Origin of the sequence: Streptomyces sp. Edi4 (assembly GCF_040253615.1) — a bacterium.
In the GTDB taxonomy this organism is placed as follows: Bacteria; Actinomycetota; Actinomycetes; order Streptomycetales; family Streptomycetaceae; genus Streptomyces.
Genome location: NZ_JBEJGY010000004.1, coordinates 7,676,869 through 7,691,218, shown reverse-complemented (window position 1 = coordinate 7,691,218; position 14,350 = coordinate 7,676,869). Strand labels below are relative to the sequence as shown.

The 14,350-nt window shown below is 69.9% G+C and carries 15 protein-coding genes and 1 pseudogene; 6 read left to right on the top strand and 10 right to left on the bottom strand.

Annotated elements, in window-relative coordinates:
* Positions 1–83 precede the first annotated feature (83 nt).
* The gene (locus tag ABR738_RS36425; RefSeq protein WP_350234276.1) at positions 84–1,334 is read right to left on the bottom strand and encodes an FAD-dependent monooxygenase; all 1,251 of its coding nucleotides are present in this window, start codon (positions 1,332–1,334) and stop codon (positions 84–86) included.
* A 78-nt stretch (positions 1,335–1,412) separates the two neighbouring features.
* Between ABR738_RS36425 and ABR738_RS36420 the strand changes: the two genes are divergently transcribed.
* Positions 1,413–1,976, top strand: a complete 564-nt coding sequence (locus ABR738_RS36420; RefSeq protein WP_350234888.1) for a TetR/AcrR family transcriptional regulator C-terminal domain-containing protein — start codon at positions 1,413–1,415, stop codon at positions 1,974–1,976.
* A gap of 370 nt (positions 1,977–2,346) precedes the next feature.
* On the opposite strand, the gene ABR738_RS36415 is transcribed toward ABR738_RS36420, so the two are convergent.
* Together ABR738_RS36415 and ABR738_RS36410 are read right to left on the bottom strand one after the other, a co-directional pair.
* Entirely contained in the window at positions 2,347–2,757 is a 411-nt protein-coding gene (locus ABR738_RS36415; RefSeq protein ID WP_350234275.1) for a cysteine/serine endopeptidase inhibitor, read from the bottom strand.
* Positions 2,758–3,452: 695 nt separating this feature from the next.
* The gene (locus ABR738_RS36410; protein ID WP_350234274.1) at positions 3,453–4,373 is read right to left on the bottom strand and encodes an NADP-dependent oxidoreductase; all 921 of its coding nucleotides are present in this window, start codon (positions 4,371–4,373) and stop codon (positions 3,453–3,455) included.
* Between the two features lie 81 nt (positions 4,374–4,454).
* On the opposite strand from ABR738_RS36410, the gene ABR738_RS36405 reads away from it, so the two are divergent.
* On the top strand, positions 4,455–5,024 hold the full coding sequence (locus tag ABR738_RS36405; protein WP_350234273.1) for a TetR/AcrR family transcriptional regulator: 570 nt from the start codon (positions 4,455–4,457) through the stop codon (positions 5,022–5,024).
* Between the two features lie 70 nt (positions 5,025–5,094).
* Here the strand turns inward: ABR738_RS36405 and ABR738_RS36400 are convergent, their stop codons facing one another.
* Positions 5,095–5,403 (bottom strand): IPT/TIG domain-containing protein, encoded by a 309-nt coding sequence (locus tag ABR738_RS36400; protein ID WP_350234887.1) that lies wholly within the window; start codon positions 5,401–5,403, stop codon positions 5,095–5,097.
* Positions 5,404–5,426: 23 nt separating this feature from the next.
* Between ABR738_RS36400 and ABR738_RS36395 the strand changes: the two are divergent.
* Positions 5,427–5,609: pseudogene (locus tag ABR738_RS36395) on the top strand (alpha/beta hydrolase); the annotation flags it as partial.
* A 91-nt stretch (positions 5,610–5,700) separates the two neighbouring features.
* On the opposite strand, the gene ABR738_RS36390 reads toward ABR738_RS36395, so the two are convergent.
* Positions 5,701–6,081 (bottom strand): peptidase inhibitor family I36 protein, encoded by a 381-nt coding sequence (locus ABR738_RS36390; protein ID WP_350234272.1) that lies wholly within the window; start codon positions 6,079–6,081, stop codon positions 5,701–5,703.
* A gap of 390 nt (positions 6,082–6,471) precedes the next feature.
* Positions 6,472–8,391, bottom strand: a complete 1,920-nt coding sequence (gene htpG / locus ABR738_RS36385) for a molecular chaperone HtpG (RefSeq protein WP_350234271.1) — start codon at positions 8,389–8,391, stop codon at positions 6,472–6,474.
* Positions 8,392–9,102: 711 nt separating this feature from the next.
* On the opposite strand from htpG, the gene ABR738_RS36380 reads away from it, so the two are divergent.
* Positions 9,103–9,408, top strand: a complete 306-nt coding sequence (locus ABR738_RS36380; RefSeq protein ID WP_350234270.1) for a hypothetical protein — start codon at positions 9,103–9,105, stop codon at positions 9,406–9,408.
* 181 nt (positions 9,409–9,589) lie between these two features.
* On the opposite strand, the gene ABR738_RS36375 is transcribed toward ABR738_RS36380, so the two are convergent.
* Genes ABR738_RS36375 through ABR738_RS36365 form a run of 3 tightly spaced genes read right to left on the bottom strand, consistent with a single transcriptional unit; the run spans position 9,590 to position 11,159 of the window.
* On the bottom strand, positions 9,590–10,282 hold the full coding sequence (locus ABR738_RS36375) for a hypothetical protein (protein ID WP_350234269.1): 693 nt from the start codon (positions 10,280–10,282) through the stop codon (positions 9,590–9,592).
* Positions 10,279–10,659, bottom strand: coding sequence for a DUF6114 domain-containing protein (locus tag ABR738_RS36370; protein WP_350234268.1), 381 nt, complete (start codon positions 10,657–10,659; stop codon positions 10,279–10,281). Before ABR738_RS36370 ends, ABR738_RS36375 begins: the two co-directional genes overlap by 4 nt.
* Positions 10,653–11,159, bottom strand: a complete 507-nt coding sequence (locus tag ABR738_RS36365; protein ID WP_350234267.1) for a DUF6230 family protein — start codon at positions 11,157–11,159, stop codon at positions 10,653–10,655. The genes ABR738_RS36370 and ABR738_RS36365 overlap by 7 nt, the downstream gene beginning before the upstream one ends.
* A gap of 334 nt (positions 11,160–11,493) precedes the next feature.
* Here ABR738_RS36365 and ABR738_RS36360 point away from each other — a divergent pair, with 334 nt between their 5' ends.
* Complete coding sequence (locus tag ABR738_RS36360; protein ID WP_350234266.1) at positions 11,494–12,051, top strand: sugar O-acetyltransferase; 558 nt, start codon at positions 11,494–11,496, stop codon at positions 12,049–12,051.
* Between the two features lie 241 nt (positions 12,052–12,292).
* Positions 12,293–13,642 carry an NADP-specific glutamate dehydrogenase gene (gdhA, locus tag ABR738_RS36355; RefSeq protein ID WP_350234265.1) on the top strand — a complete coding sequence of 450 codons (1,350 nt, stop codon included), beginning with the start codon at positions 12,293–12,295 and terminating at the stop codon, positions 13,640–13,642.
* Positions 13,643–13,830: 188 nt separating this feature from the next.
* Here the strand turns inward: gdhA and ABR738_RS36350 are convergent, their stop codons facing one another.
* Positions 13,831–14,292 (bottom strand): pyridoxamine 5'-phosphate oxidase family protein, encoded by a 462-nt coding sequence (locus tag ABR738_RS36350; RefSeq protein WP_350234264.1) that lies wholly within the window; start codon positions 14,290–14,292, stop codon positions 13,831–13,833.
* Positions 14,293–14,350: the final 58 nt, after the last annotated feature.

Here is a 14,350-nt window from a genome sequence, read left to right as displayed (position 1 = left end):
CGCGCTACGCCTGCGCGCCGACCGCGCCCCCGGAGCCTACGGGCCGGGCAGGCCGGCGGGCGACGCGGTGCCCGGGCCACCCCTCAGGCCGCGCTGATCGGCGCGGGGTCGTCGGGGAGTCGCCAGGCGCCCCCGCGGTCCTCTTTCGACATCCGCGCCGCGATCTCGGGGACGCGCAGGAAGCACGCCAGTGCGGTGGTGGCCTGGAAGGCATTGATGGCGCGTTGGCTCATCGGCATGCCCAGGCGCAGCAGGCGGGGGTTGACCGCGCCCTGGATCTCGTCGACGAAGGGCCGCAGTACGCGGTCGTAGTTCGCCAGTGCGGTGGGCAGGTCGCCCGGGTGCCGGTTGATCTCGCCGGCCAGGACGTGGGCGCCGACCAGGCCGCCGGAGATGCCCATGCCGCTGTAGGGAGAGGCGCAGTGCGCGGCGTCCCCGGCCAGGACCACACGCCCCCTGGACCAGGTGTCGGAGCGGACCTGCACTGTCTCCTGGGAGTAGAAGAACGGGCTGGTCTTCATGCCCGCGATGAAACGCTCGGTCTGCCAGCCGGCATCGCGGAACCTGCTCGCCCAGAACTCCTGCTGGTCCTCGACGGGCGCGCGGTGGATCGCGGATGCCTCCGCGGAATTCTCCCGCATCACGAAGTACACCTGGGTCTCGGTCGCGTTGTGGCTGCGCCGCATGATCTGGCGGCCGCCCGGCACCATGCACGTGTCCCGGATGTCACTGTCGGACGCGATGCGCGGAACGAACCAGTAGGCCATGTGCACGCCGACGCGCCAGTACGGATCGAAGCCCTGCGGCAGGAGCGCCCGCCGGATGCGCGAGCCCTGCCCGTCCGCGCCGATCAGCAGGTCGAACTCGCCGGAGGAACCGTCGGAGAAGTGCGCCACGACCCGGTGTGCGTCCTGCTCGAACCCGTCCACGCTCGCGCCGAAGACGTGGTCGGTGTCGTGCCGCGTCGCATCGTGCAGGATGCGGACGAGGTCCCCGCGCATGATCTCGTACTCGGACGTGAGGGTCTGCCGGCCGCGTCCCGAGGTGTTGGCCATGATCGTCGCCCTGGTCCTGCCACGGGAGTTGATGAAGGCGACGCCGGCCTCGTCCACCAGTTTGGCCCGGACGGCGTCGAGAAGCCCCATCCGCCTGACGGCGTCGATTCCCTGCCCCCGCAGATCGACCTGGGCCCCGGCATCCCGCAACGACGGAGAGCGCTCGGCGACGGTTACTCGGTGGCGGCCGCGGGTGAGCCAGAAGGCCAGAGCCTGCCCCGCGATTCCGCCGCCGGCGATGAGGACCCGCAGAGGTTGTCCAACAGGACCCTTCGTCATGTCCGCTCCCCAAAATCTATCAGTGAAAGATTCCTTTTCACCTTCATCTATCGGCGATAGATTGTCAACGTGACCAAGATGAACCGCGAGGCCGTCGTCGCCGAAGCGCTCGGCCTGCTCGACGAGGTGGGCCTGGACGCCGTGAGCACGAGGCGACTGGCGAGAAGACTGAAGGTGGAACAGCCGTCGCTCTACTGGTACTTCCGCACCAAGAAGGACCTCCTCGCCGCCATGGCGGCCGCCGCGATGGAACCCCACGCGGCCACGCCCCTCCCGACGCCCAAAGACGACTGGCGCGAGTGGTTCGCGGACAACACGCGCGGTTTCCGGCGCACCCTGCTGATGCGCCGGGACGGCGCACGGCTCCACGCCGGCACCACCCCCACCGCCGACTTCGAGCGGATCCGCCACAAAGTGAACTTTCTTGTCGCGTCCGGCGTCCCCGAACGGGACGCGCAGATGGCGATGCTGGCGGCCGGGCGCTTCACGGTCGGCAGCGTCCTGGAGGAGCAGGCGGACACCGGCCCCGGGGGCGCGGCTCTACCCGACGATGTGCCGGCGCTCGACCACGAGTCGGCGTTCGAGGCGGGCCTCGCTCTCATCCTGAGCGGCCTGATCCATCGAACCGGGATGCGGGAGTGACGGCGGCGCGGCCGGTTCCGAGGGCCAGGTGGCAGGTAGACGGGGTGCCGGCGGCGCCCCCGGACCCGCTGAGTTGACACGAGGGCGCCCGGGAGCGGCGGGCGACCGGCGCGCGAGACCAGGCCTTTGACGCGAGGCGAGGCGAGGAGCGGGCGCGGGCGCGGGCGACGCGGGCCAGGATGTTCCGTGCCGGAATGTGCCCTGCCGGTGCGCGATCGGCCCGCGATCGGCCGGGGAGTGACCGCGACGGCGCCTCCCGGTGCACGGAGGCCGTGGCGGTGCCTGGCCCCCCTCACCAGGCACCTTCGATCGACACCGTCAGAACTGGCGCACACGGCGGACAAGCCGCCGCGAATCGCGCCGCCCCGCGCTACTTCACGAACTTCCAAGTGATCCCATTGATGACACCGACGTCCAGCGCCGCGAATTTACGGAACGCGGTCTGGCTGAGGTCGATGTGCGTCCGCTCGCACGACAGGCACTTGTCCCGTACGGGCACTGTGATGGTCTTGCCGTGATAGGTGACCTGCACCGAAATACCCTTGCACAAAGGGTCGTTGTTCGGGTTCGCGGTGGTCCACCAAGCCGGCGAGACGGCGACCAGATCCTGACTCGACGCGTCGATCTGCGTACCGCAGGCGCCGTAACCCTTGTCGTTGTAGTACGTGGCCTTACCGGACATCGCCTGCCCGATGGGTATGGAGGCATGGGCCGTACCGGCACCGAACGCGACACCCACCACTGCGGCGGCCAGGGCTCCGCTCCATCTCCCGAGTTTCATACGGTGACACCTCGTTCCCGTTGCGCGCTCTCCGCCTGAGAGCGCTCTCATGCGGCCGGAGCATGGTCGGCACGGGTACGGAGCTTCAAGAAGTCGAGGGAGCGGGTGGCGTCAACACGCCCTTCCGCAGGCGCACTTGACCGTCGCGCGCGCAGTGGCTCACTAGGCAGGAGACGGCGCCGACACCGCCGCACCCAGCCTGGAGCGCGCTGCCGGAAGACGGCGTGATGTGAACGCGGTACCCGATGCGACGGCCTGCGCGGCCCGAAGGCCCGGCCCCAGGCGCCAGAGGTTCGCTCATGACGCCGGTATACAGGCGGGCGGGAGCGGCTTGCGTCGTTGTCCCCCAGCGGTGGCTCCGCTCCTGCCTGCCCCGCCACCCGCAGCGGCACAACGCCCACGAACAGCCTGGAGCTGCTACCTGGAGCTGCTACCCGGTGGCTTCACCCCTACCGAAGCCGGCATCCTGTGCGCGCACCAGGAAGGCTCGGCACTGATCCAGCGCGCTGCTCACGCCCAACTAGGGTGCGGATAGGGTGATTTGCGGCAAACGGCAGTAGCCTCAGCTGCTGGCGGGCAAGGGAGGCGTCGCGCCGGGCGCGAGTCCACGTGGTCATCGAGTCACCGGGCAGGTGACCACCCACGTGTACCGTTATCCGTTATCCGTTATCCGTTATCCGTTACAGCGTGACCGGTTACAGCGTGACCACGATTTTGCCGTGAACATGCCTCTCAGCCTGCGTCATCACCGCTTCGCGAATCCGCTCCACCGTGAAGGTCGCCGCGATCGGCACGGTGATCTCGCCGGAGTGGACCGCGTCGGCGATCCCCTTCAGGGTGCCCGGAGCCGCGTCGAGGGCGCCCGCCATGCGCACGCCGGGCGGCGGGGCGGGGCCGTCGGCGACGACGGAGATCCGTTCGGGCACCACGCCGAGTTTCAGCGCCGTCTCGGCCGCCTCCCTTCCGAACAGGTCGGTGGCTGCGGTGATCCCTTCGGGGGCCAGGGTCCGCACCCGATCCGCCAGGCCGGGGCCGTACGCCACGGGTATGGCCCCGAGCCCGCGCAGGAATCCGAACGTGCCCTCGGACGCGGTGCCGAGCACCCGGGCGCCCGCGAGCTTCGCCAACTGCACGGCGAAGATCCCGACGCCACCGGCGGCCCCACCGATCAGGACGGTGTCCCCGCTGCGGAGACCGATCGCCGCGAGCGCGGCGGCAGCTGTCAGGCCGGACACCGGGAGCGTGCTCGCCACCGCGTCACCGACGCCTTCCGGAGTCGGCCACAGCGTTGCGGTAGGCGTCTTGACCAGCACGAAGTCGGCGACGGACCGGCCGATCGCGGCCCCGAACACCCGGTCGCCGATCGCGAAACCGGTGGCATCTGCGCCCACCTCGTCCACCACTCCGGCGAAGTCGCTGCCGAACCCGGCGGGCAGGGTGATACCGAACCGCGCCGCCATGTCGGGCTTTGCGGCGATCTGCCAGTCCATCGGGTTGAGTCCGGCGGCCGTGACCCGGACGCGCACCTCGTCCGGCGCGGCGTGCGGCTCGGGTATCTCCTGCACTTCGAGGACTTCGGGACTGCCGAACCTCTCATAACGGACAGCTCTGCTCATCAGCGATCTCCCGGTAAGTGATGGGACTTGGTCTCATCGACCGTACACGAGTGATGGGACGAAGTCCCGTAGACTATGCCCATGGCTCGCTGGCAACCCGACGCACCAGAACGACTCGCCGCCGCCGCACTCGAACTCTTCGAGGCGCACGGCTACGAGAGCACGACCGTGATCGAGATCGCGGAGCGCGCGGGGCTCACGAAGAGCACGTTCTTCCGGTACTTCAAGGACAAGCGCGAAGTGCTCTTCGGCGGGGGGACGGTGGCCGGTCTGCTCGTCGAGGGGATCTCCGCCGCGCCACCGTCCGCCGGGCCGCTCGACGCGGTGGCGTACGCACTCGACGCGCTCGGCCGGACGTTCTTCACCGCCGACCGCCGCGAATTCAGCGCCCGGCGCCAGGCCGTGCTGAACGCCCATACGGAACTGCGTGAACGCGAAGCCCTGAAGAGGACCGACCTCACCGCCTCGATGATCGAGGCTCTTGCCCGCCGCGGAGTCCCTGGCCGGCCGGCACGCGTGACCGCCGAACTGGGCAAGCTCGTCTGGGAGATCGCCTACGACCAGTGGCTCGACACCGCCAATAGCGAGGGCTTCGGCCCGCTGGCCCGGCAAGCGCTCGCCGAGGTGCGCGCCGCCGCAGCCCCGCGGTAGTCGTGCGACGGTGCGGATGAGGGCCGGTCGCGCGACCAGGCGGTTTCCTCTGGGTGTCAGCGCGTCCGCATCATTGGGTATCCGGCACACCGATTGCCCCATGCGGCGTTACCTGTACGCCTCCCGGTTGGCAGGCCGGCGCGGTCGCCGATGCCGCCGACCATTGATCCCAACGGCTTCGAGCCGATCCGCCGCGTGCTGGCCGGGCTTGTCTCGTCGGCGACGGCCAGGAACGGTTCGGCTGCGTGTCCAAGACCCAGGTGACCGACTTCGACGACTTGTCCGTGAAATGAACGGCGGTGTTCTTCGGGAAGCCCGCGCCCGTGATGGTGACCTCGGTCGTCCCTGCCCACCCGTGGTGGGGCTGAAGTCGCTCCAGGCCGGCGGCACCGCGTCCCGGGTGTTCCCACCCTCACGCCTGATGCCGCCCTCGACCCCTTCACCGCCCCCGGTGACGGCTCGGCATACCGACATCACTTCACCGGGCCCTACGAGCGCCGGACCCTCGCGAACATCGGCCACAACCTGCCGCAGGAGGCGCCAGCCGCCTTCGCACAGGCGGTAGTTGACGCGGACCGTCGGTGACGACCCCTGCGCCCGGTTGCCGGAGTGGAGCTCGACCAGGACCATCCGCGTCACCCCACGGGGGCACGTGGCGCCGGTCGGCGGTACGGCGTTACTGGGGCTTGAACGAGCGGATCTGGTAACTGCCTTGCAGGTTGCCGCGCCCACCGGACGGGGTGGAGCCGACGCGCGCGTGGTAGTTCGTCTGCGTGTAGTACTGGACGCGGTGGCCCGTCCTGTTCCGCACGGAGAGCACGTTCTTGCCCTTCTGGATGAAGGAGCAGTTGTCCGCGGTGTTGGCCAGTTTGGACTGTGACCACTGGCAGCGGGTGCCGTTGCCGTTCCAGCCGCTGTAGATGCAGAAGTAGCCGGGCGAGCAGTTGTAGGCCGCGGCACGTGCGGGGGCCGAGGGGGCCGCCGTCGCGGTGGGCACGACACCGAGCGCGGCGACCAGGGCCACGGAGGCGACGGCGAACGAGTGGATACGACGCATGGGGGCAACTCCTCTTCGTCGGCGGTCCGTTCCGGCCCTCAAGGACTTGGGACGACGAGGACCGACATGGACGCGGGACGGGCCACGGCCGAGCGGTCGCGCCGCCGACCGGGTCCCACGGGAACGTCGTCCAGTATTCAGTCGCCTTCGAGCCCGTCAGCAGGCCATTTCTCGCCGACCGCGCGGGTGCGGAAGCACAGGGGCGCGCGCTCCGGTGGTGCGCCGGACTCCACACCGCGCGCCCTGCGGCCACGCCCTCACGACGGGCACGTCACGCGTGCCCGTCGTACTGTCCGTCGCATTGAGATGGGTGTTGTCCGTCGTACTGAGATGGGTGCGGCCGGGCGCGCTGTGGCGGTTCCGGCCGCGCCCACGGTTACAGAGTCAGGGTTACAGAGTGCGGGCCAGGCGCTCGGTGAGCAGCCGGGTGAAGCGGGAGGGGTCGGGCAGGTCACCGCCTTCGGCGAGGAGCGCGCTGCCGTAGATCAGTTCGGCGGTCTCCGCGAGCGCGGGGTCGTCGGCGTTGGTGTCGTGTGCTGTGCGCAGGGCGGTGACGAGCGGGTGGGTGGGGTTGAGCTCCAGGATGCGCTTGACGGTGGGGAGTTGCTGCCCCATCGCCCGGTACATCTTCTCCAGGGTCGGTGTCACATCGTGGGTGTCGCCGACGACGCACGCCGCCGACGTGGTCAGGCGTGAGGACAGCCGGACCTCCTTGACGTGTTCGGACAGGGTGGTGGTCAGCCACGGCAGCAGAGCGGCGAAGTCCTGTTCGCGCTGATTCTTCTGCGTGTCGGCTTCATGGTCGCCGTCGCCGGACTCCTCCAGGTCGACCTGTCCCTTGGCGATGGACTGGAGGCGGTGGCCGTCGAAGGCCGTGACCCGGTCCACCCACACCTCGTCGACGGGGTCGGTGAGGATCAGGACCTCGTACCCCTTGGCGGTGAACGCCTCCATGTGCGGTGAGTTCTCCACCATCGCGCGGTTCTCGCCGGTCAGGTAGTAGATGGTGTCCTGACCGTCCTTCATGCGCCCGACGTACTCGCGCAGTGTGGTGGTCTTCTCCGGGTCGTGCGTGGACGCGGCGGACACCAGCTCCAGCAGGGCGTCGGTGTTGTCCGTCTCCTCGATCAGGCCTTCCTTCAGCACCCGGCCGAACTCCGCCCACAGCTTCACATAACGCTCGGTGTCCTTGGTCTGCATGTCCTTGATGGCGCCGAGGACCTTCTTGACCAGACGCCGGCGCACGCCGCGGATCTGGCGGTCGTGCTGAAGGATCTCGCGGGAGACGTTCAGCGACAGGTCGTGCGCGTCCACCACGCCCTTGACGAAGCGCAGGTAGTTGGGCATGAGCGCTTCGCAGTCGTCCATGATGAACACCCGCTTGACGTACAGCTGCACGCCGCGCTTGGTCTCGCGGGAGAACAGGTCGAACGGTGCCTGCGAGGGGATGAACAGCAGCGCCTCGTACTCGAAGGTGCCTTCGGCGCGCATGTGGATGGTCTCGGCCGGGGCCAGCCAGTCGTGGCTGATCTGCTGGTAGAACTCGTTGTACTCCTCCTCGGTGACCTCGCTGCGCGGCCGGGCCCACAGCGCCTTCATCGAGTTGAGTGTGTCGACCTCGCGGGTGGTCTCACCTTCGGTGTCGGTGCGCTCGGTGGCCATGCGGATCGGCCAGCGGATGAAGTCCGAGTACTGCTTGACGATCTGACGGATCTTCGACTCGGACAGGTAGTCGGCGAGCCCGTCCTCGCTGTCGGCGGGCTTGAGATGCAAGGTCACCGACGTGCCCACCGGCAGGCCGTCGACGGCCTGGATGTCGTAGGTGCCCTCTCCGTCGGACTCCCACTGCGTGCCGGAGCCGGTGCCGGCTCGCCGCGTGCGCAGGGTGACCTTGTCGGCGACCATGAACGCCGAGTAGAAGCCGACGCCGAACTGCCCGATCAGGTTCTCGGCCGTGGCGGCGTCCTTCGACTCTTTGATCTTCTCCAGCAGACCGGCGGTGCCGGACTTGGCGATCGTGCCGATCAGCTCGACGAGATCGTCCCGGCTCATGCCGATCCCGTTGTCGCGGACGGTCAGGGTACGGGCGTCCTTGTCGACCTCCAGCGAGATGTGCGGGTCGGAGGTGTCGACCCCAGCGAGGGCGGAGTCGGTCAGCGATTCCAGCCGCAGTTTGTCCAGGGCGTCGGAGGCGTTCGAGATCAGCTCGCGCAGGAAGATGTCCTTGTTCGAGTAGATCGAGTGGATCACCAGTCGGAGCAACTGGCGGGTCTCGGCCTGGAATTCCAGCGTCTCGACACTGCTGCCCATGGGGGGCCCTTTCTGTGGGAAGGTCATGAACGGACAGAACTGGGGCCGGGACGGCACCACATGGCCCGCCTCGGCATGGATGGTTGTGGGCAGGCCGGGAACGCCTCCGCGTCCACGACGAGGTGGGGCGCCCGTCGGCCGCAGGGGCAAGGGGCTCGGCGCCGTTCGCGGCGCCGGGGGCTGCGCGCGGGGATGGCTGCGCTCGCTTCGGATGCGCGGGGGTGGCGCGTGGCGATCGGCCCGGCGAGGCGGCGCGGGCCGGCGGCGCCGGTGGGTTCGGCGGCCCGATGGCGGGTAGCGCCGTGCACCGCGTCCCCGGCGGGGAAGGACACCGGGGCGTGGTCGTCGGTGCTCGCGGCCGATCGCACTGCTGATGTCACGGGCACCCCCCTAGGCCAGTCATCAAGTGGACGACATGCCTTCTGTCGTCCATTGGACGACATGGTACAACGCTGTCCGGGGAGCGCACGGGCAACAACGGTTCGACCACGTGACCGGCGTTACCAGGATGCCGGTACGCCTCGCTCGTTGCTCCGTGCCGTACCGGCGTACATGGGCCCTATGACCGCGGACAGTGGATACCGCCAGGGTTTACCCACTGACGCGGTGAGTGGATTCAGGGGTCATTCAGCGGCACGATTCGGGCGGCCCGGTTCGGTCTCTAACGTCGGGTGGTGAAGGAACCGCTCGCGATGAGACAGGGAGATTGGTGTGCTGAAGCTCAGGATCGCCGCGTTGGCAACGTCTGCCGTACTGCTCGGATCAGGCGCGGTCACGGTGGCAACGGCCGCTCAGGCGCAAGCGTCACCGAAGTGCGTCGTGTGGGAGAAGAACACCACCAGGTTCTCCGGCTGGTGCGATGGCCGGGGGCCGGCGAGTTACCGCGCCACCATCACGTGCCGGCACGGCAGCGCGCATCAGGGGGCATGGGTGTGGCAGGGAGACCGCCGCGGTTCGACGGCGTGGTGCGAGAAGAACGACCGCGTCGCCAGCAAGTGGCAGTTCCGGACCGCTTGACCCTGTGATGTGCTCGGACCCCGGCCGCGAGGGCGACCGGGGTCCAGGTATTACTGTGCGTCGTTCCCACGTCCGTGTTGTGTCATGCCCGGGGCGGGCAACAGCCGCGTTCCGTCCGGCTCGTCGATCGCGAACGAGTACCCGTAGCCAGGTGTCGAGTTCGACGTACCGCTATGACACCTCACCGCGCGTCCGAGCAGACACGGTCCGGGCCGATGGTCATCGCCGTGCCCTCGACATGCTCTGCCCGCACCGACAGACCGTTCGCGACGACATCGTCGAGCACCAACAGGGGCAACGGCACCGGCGGGACAAGGCGCGTCGAGACGGCCAGGGGCAGCACGCCGAAGGCGCGGCCGCGCACCATGGACGCGCTGAACTCGACGGAGCCCGTCAGCGTGAGCCGCTCGGCGACCACACACGACGCCGCGGCCGTTGTAGCGCCGTAGAGGATACGAGGACGGCGCAAGTCGATGGTCGCCGCTCGGCAGGTGCCCGCGACGGGCGGACAGTACAGCCCCGTCACCGTCAGCGTCCGCGCCCGCAGTTCGACCCCGCCGGCGCCGGGCCGGACGGCCGGGCCGGACACCGACCAGCACGCGCGGACCGCCGTGGCCGCTCGCGCTCGTTCGCCGGGAGCCGGCTCCTGGTGAGGCAGTGACGCGGGGCGGCACTCCTTGTCGGGCAGCACGCCGTGCGGCCCCGGCGCCGTATCCCGGGGAGCGGGGCTCGGCGCGGGCCCGGGCCCGGACGGCGGCCCGGACGGCGGCCCGGACGGCGGCCCGGGCTCGGCGCCGGCCAGCGGCAGGCCCACGACGAGCATCCCCGCGACCGCGAGCAGCAGGACGCCCGGACGGAAGGCCCCGTTCTTCACCCCTCCCCCTCCCCCGAGGGAACGGGCATCCCGCCCACATCCGTTGCGGGCGCGCCGGGTTGCCAGGCCAGGGCGAGAGATCCGCCGAGCAGCGCGAGCAGTATGCCGACGAAGAAGCCTCCGAGGTTGGCCAGTGGATAGGACAACAGACCCAGCGCGACCGCCACGCCGCCGCTGTACGGCGCCCGGGCCGGCCTGACCCACATGTGCGCCGCACAGCCGGCCAGCGCCGCCGCCAAGAACAGCACCACCGCCCCGCTGGTTCCCTGCACCGGCAGCAGCCCGACCTCCGCCAGCGGGAAGTACCCCAGTTCGACAGCCGCGGCGGCCACCAGTGCGCAGGCCGGCAGCGGGCGAGGCGTCGTCCCGGTCAACACGGATGTTCCCCGGCCCGTACGTCCATCGTGGCATCACTCAGCGAGAACATTCCCGCCGTCAGCGACCACGCCTCCATCCGCATGTGCTCGATGGTGAGCGTGCGGGCCTGCTGCCCGTAGACACCGGCGGGTCCTGTGATGCCGCCGCCGTCGAGCGTCGACGCGTCCCGGCCCATCTCCACCGACCCGAACGACATGTCCCCTCGCAGGGCATCGAGATCGAGCACCAACTGCGAGGCTTTCACCGGTCGTTGGCCGTCCGAGTGGATCTGGAGCGTCACCGTGCCGAAGGGGGTGTGGGCCACCGCCGACTGGCACAGTCCGTACAGTTTGGCCTCGCGGATTCCCACCACGGCAACCGCGTGACGCCCGCCGGAACCGTCCTGCCGGAACGAGGCGAACTGCACCGCGCCTTCCGCCTCGATGTGCTGGGACGTGACCGAGAAGGGGCTTCTGGCGACCGCGAAGGAGACGGGGATCGCGGCCGCGGTCGTCGTCATGACGGTGCCGGCGGCCAGCGCCAGCGCGCCGGCCCCCGCGAGGGTGAAGCGCCGCCAGTTCGTTCTTCCCTTACTCGTGGCCCGTCGGCGGCTGTGCACAGGACAAGGGGGAGTGCCAGAGCGACGCAACAGCGTTCCTTCCCGAAATCGGCCCCCGCCCCCTTCAACGCCGGAGCCCGGCCGAGGTTGCGCCCCTCCGGGTGGGAAACACCCGCCCGGTCCCCCGGTCCCTGTGCCGAGTCGCCCCGGCCCGGGCAATCGTTCACCTGCGCAGCTCTGCGCCTCCGGCGGCGACTGGCGTACGGTTTTGGGCAACCTAGCCGGGAGGACACCCGTGGGTGAGAACAAACGCCTGATGCTGGCCGGCGAGTGGTATCTGCCGGACGACCCCGAACTCCTCGCCGACTCCGCGCGCCGCACCCGGTTGTGCGCCGCGTACGACGCGGCCGCCACGGCATCGGCCGCCGAGCAGCACGCGATCCTCGCGGAACTGCTCGGTTCGGTGGACGCGTCCGTACGGGTCCGACCGCCGTTCCGGTGTGACTTCGGCTACAACATCAACGTCGGCGCGGGTACGTTCGTGAACTTCGGCGCGGTGTTCCTCGACACCGGGACCATCACCGTCGGGGCCGATGTCCAGATCGGCCCGAACGTTCAACTCCTCACGCCTGCCCACGAGTTGGACGCCGGGCGAAGACGGGCCGGCTGGGAGAGGGCCCTGCCTGTGACCGTCGGGGACAATGTGTGGCTGGGCGGCGGGGTGATCGTCTGCCCCGGGGTGAGCATCGGCGCGGACACGGTGGTGGGCGCGGGCGCCGTCGTCACCGGAGACCTGCCGCCGGGCGTGCTCGCGGTCGGCAACCCGGCCCGGGTGGTGCGGAAGCTGACGTGAACGGGATGGGCCATGGGGGCCGGAGAGGCCGTGCTCACGGGCCCGGGTGATCTCCTCCGGCCCGGCGGCCCGCCCGGCGGGACTTCAGGTCCTGTCGCCCCCCGGTCGATGAAGCCGCGCGGGCCTTTCAAGCCTGCCGAACCTTCCAATGGATGGACCCGCGAGACCGCTCGGGCCGAGCTGTGGCACTGTGATCTGGGCCCGCACGCCCCTGGAACCGACGTCGGAAAGGAAACCGATCGTGACCGACCCCAAGGACAGGCTGGACGCACTGCGGACGGACATCGAGCGCCGCAACCCGGGCCAGCCCGAGTTCCACCAGGCCGTGCGAGAGGTCCTGGACACCCTGGGTCCCGTCATCTCCGCCCGTCCCGAGTACGCCGGGAGCGGGCTCGTCGAGCGGCTGCTGGAGCCGGAGCGGCAGATCATTTTCCGGGTGCCGTGGACCGACGACCGTGGCCGCGTGCACGTCAACCGCGGATACCGGGTGGAGTTCAACAGCGCGCTCGGCCCGTACAAGGGCGGTCTGCGCTTCCACCCGTCGGTGGACATCGGCGTGGTGAAGTTCCTGGGCTTCGAGCAGATTTTCAAGAACGCGCTGACCGGGCTCGGCATCGGGGGCGGCAAGGGCGGCAGCGACTTCGACCCGCGCGGCAGGTCCGACGCCGAGGTCATGCGTTTCTGCCAGTCGTTCATGACCGAGCTGTCCCGCCACATCGGTGAACACACCGACGTGCCGGCCGGTGACATCGGGGTGGGCGGCCGCGAGATCGGCTACCTGTTCGGCCAGTACCGCCGCATCACCAACCGCTGGGAGGCCGGCGTCCTGACCGGCAAGGGCCAGGGCTGGGGCGGCTCCGCGATCCGCCCCGAGGCCACCGGGTACGGCTCCGTGCTGTTCGCCGCCGAGATGCTGAAGGTGCGCGGCATGTCCCTCGACGGGCTCAGCGCGGTCGTCTCGGGCTCCGGCAACGTGGCCCTGTACACGATCGAAAAGCTTCAGCAGCTCGGCGCCAACCCGCTGACGGCTTCGGACTCCTCCGGCTATGTGGTCGACGACAAGGGCATCGATCTCGCTCTGCTCAAGCAGATCAAGGAGGTGGAGCGGGGCCGCATCAGCGAGTACGCCGCGCGGCGGGGCCCGTCGGCGCGCTTCGTGGGTGACGGCCGGGTCTGGGAGGTGCCGGCGGACGTGGCTTTCCCGTCGGCCACTCAGAACGAGTTGGGCGCCGAAGACGCGCGTGCGCTCATCGCGAGCGGCGTGAAGGCGGTGTCCGAGGGCGCGAACATGCCCACCACGCCCGACGCGGTGCACCTCTTCCAGGAGGCGGGCGTCGCCTTCGGCCCCGGCAAGGCCGCCAACGCGGGCGGTGTAGCCGTCAGCGCCCTGGAGATGGCTCAGAACGCGGGCCGGGTCGCCTGGAGCCGCGAGCGGGTCGAGGACGAACTCGCCGGCATCATGCGGTCCATCCACACGGTCACGCACGAAACCGCCGAGCGCTACGGCGCACCCGGCGACTACGTCACCGGCGCCAACATCGCCGGCTTCGAGCGGGTCGCCGACGCGATGCTGGCCCAGGGCGTCATCTAGGGCCGCACGCGTCGAGCAACGTCCGCCCCGCAGCGACGCGCCGTCCGGGCGGTGATCCGGACGGCGCGGTGTGCGTAAGGCGAGGGTGGGGCGGGGGCGTGGCGGGGGCGTGGCGGGAGGACCTTCCGCGTTCGACGCGATCGCGCCCCACAAGCGGCAATGGCCAGCGGACGCACACCGCACCCGTACTACTCCAGCCATCCGCCGTCGCGCATGACGACCCTGCCGCGAAGTTCCGGCACCCCGCGCCAGGCACGCACGGTCCCCGGCACCACGCTCAGGTACAGGAAGGGGCCCTCTTCCGTACGCGGATCCCAGCCGAACTTGTCCGCGAACGCGTCCGCGGCATCCGTTGGCGCTTCCTGGGCGGGATGGCACGTCGCCTCCCCTTGCAGCAGCACCACGTCGAAGGCGTCGGGAAGAGCCAGCCGCACGCGCGGTTCCCTCCGCGCATTGCGCGCGGTCGCCGAGTTCGCGCCGGTGCACATCCATACCGCGTGTCCGTCCCACAGGAACCACAGGGGCACCTGATGCGGGCCGTGGTCGGGGTGGGCCGTCGACACCCATATGTCGCGCTCCGAGCCCAGCCGCTCCAGGGTGTCCCTCCTGCGCTCCGCCGTGGTGCGGCGGATGATCTCCGTAGCTCGCATGATCGCCGACATTGGCCAATGGATACACGACGCACATGGGGCGCTGGTCCTAGGTCCG

Bases quoted from the DNA above. Each gene is read 5' to 3' on its own strand.
- ABR738_RS36425 (WP_350234276.1), bottom strand. From the start codon at position 1,334: ATGACGAAGGGTCCTGTTGGACAACCTCTGCGGGTCCTCATCGCCGGC.
- ABR738_RS36420 (WP_350234888.1), top strand. From the start codon at position 1,413: ATGAACCGCGAGGCCGTCGTCGCCGAAGCGCTCGGCCTGCTCGACGAG.
- ABR738_RS36415 (WP_350234275.1), bottom strand. From the start codon at position 2,757: ATGAAACTCGGGAGATGGAGCGGAGCCCTGGCCGCCGCAGTGGTGGGT.
- ABR738_RS36410 (WP_350234274.1), bottom strand. From the start codon at position 4,373: ATGAGCAGAGCTGTCCGTTATGAGAGGTTCGGCAGTCCCGAAGTCCTC.
- ABR738_RS36405 (WP_350234273.1), top strand. From the start codon at position 4,455: ATGGCTCGCTGGCAACCCGACGCACCAGAACGACTCGCCGCCGCCGCA.
- ABR738_RS36390 (WP_350234272.1), bottom strand. From the start codon at position 6,081: ATGCGTCGTATCCACTCGTTCGCCGTCGCCTCCGTGGCCCTGGTCGCC.
- htpG (WP_350234271.1), bottom strand. From the start codon at position 8,391: ATGGGCAGCAGTGTCGAGACGCTGGAATTCCAGGCCGAGACCCGCCAG.
- ABR738_RS36365 (WP_350234267.1), bottom strand. From the start codon at position 11,159: ATGACGACGACCGCGGCCGCGATCCCCGTCTCCTTCGCGGTCGCCAGA.
- ABR738_RS36350 (WP_350234264.1), bottom strand. From the start codon at position 14,292: ATGCGAGCTACGGAGATCATCCGCCGCACCACGGCGGAGCGCAGGAGG.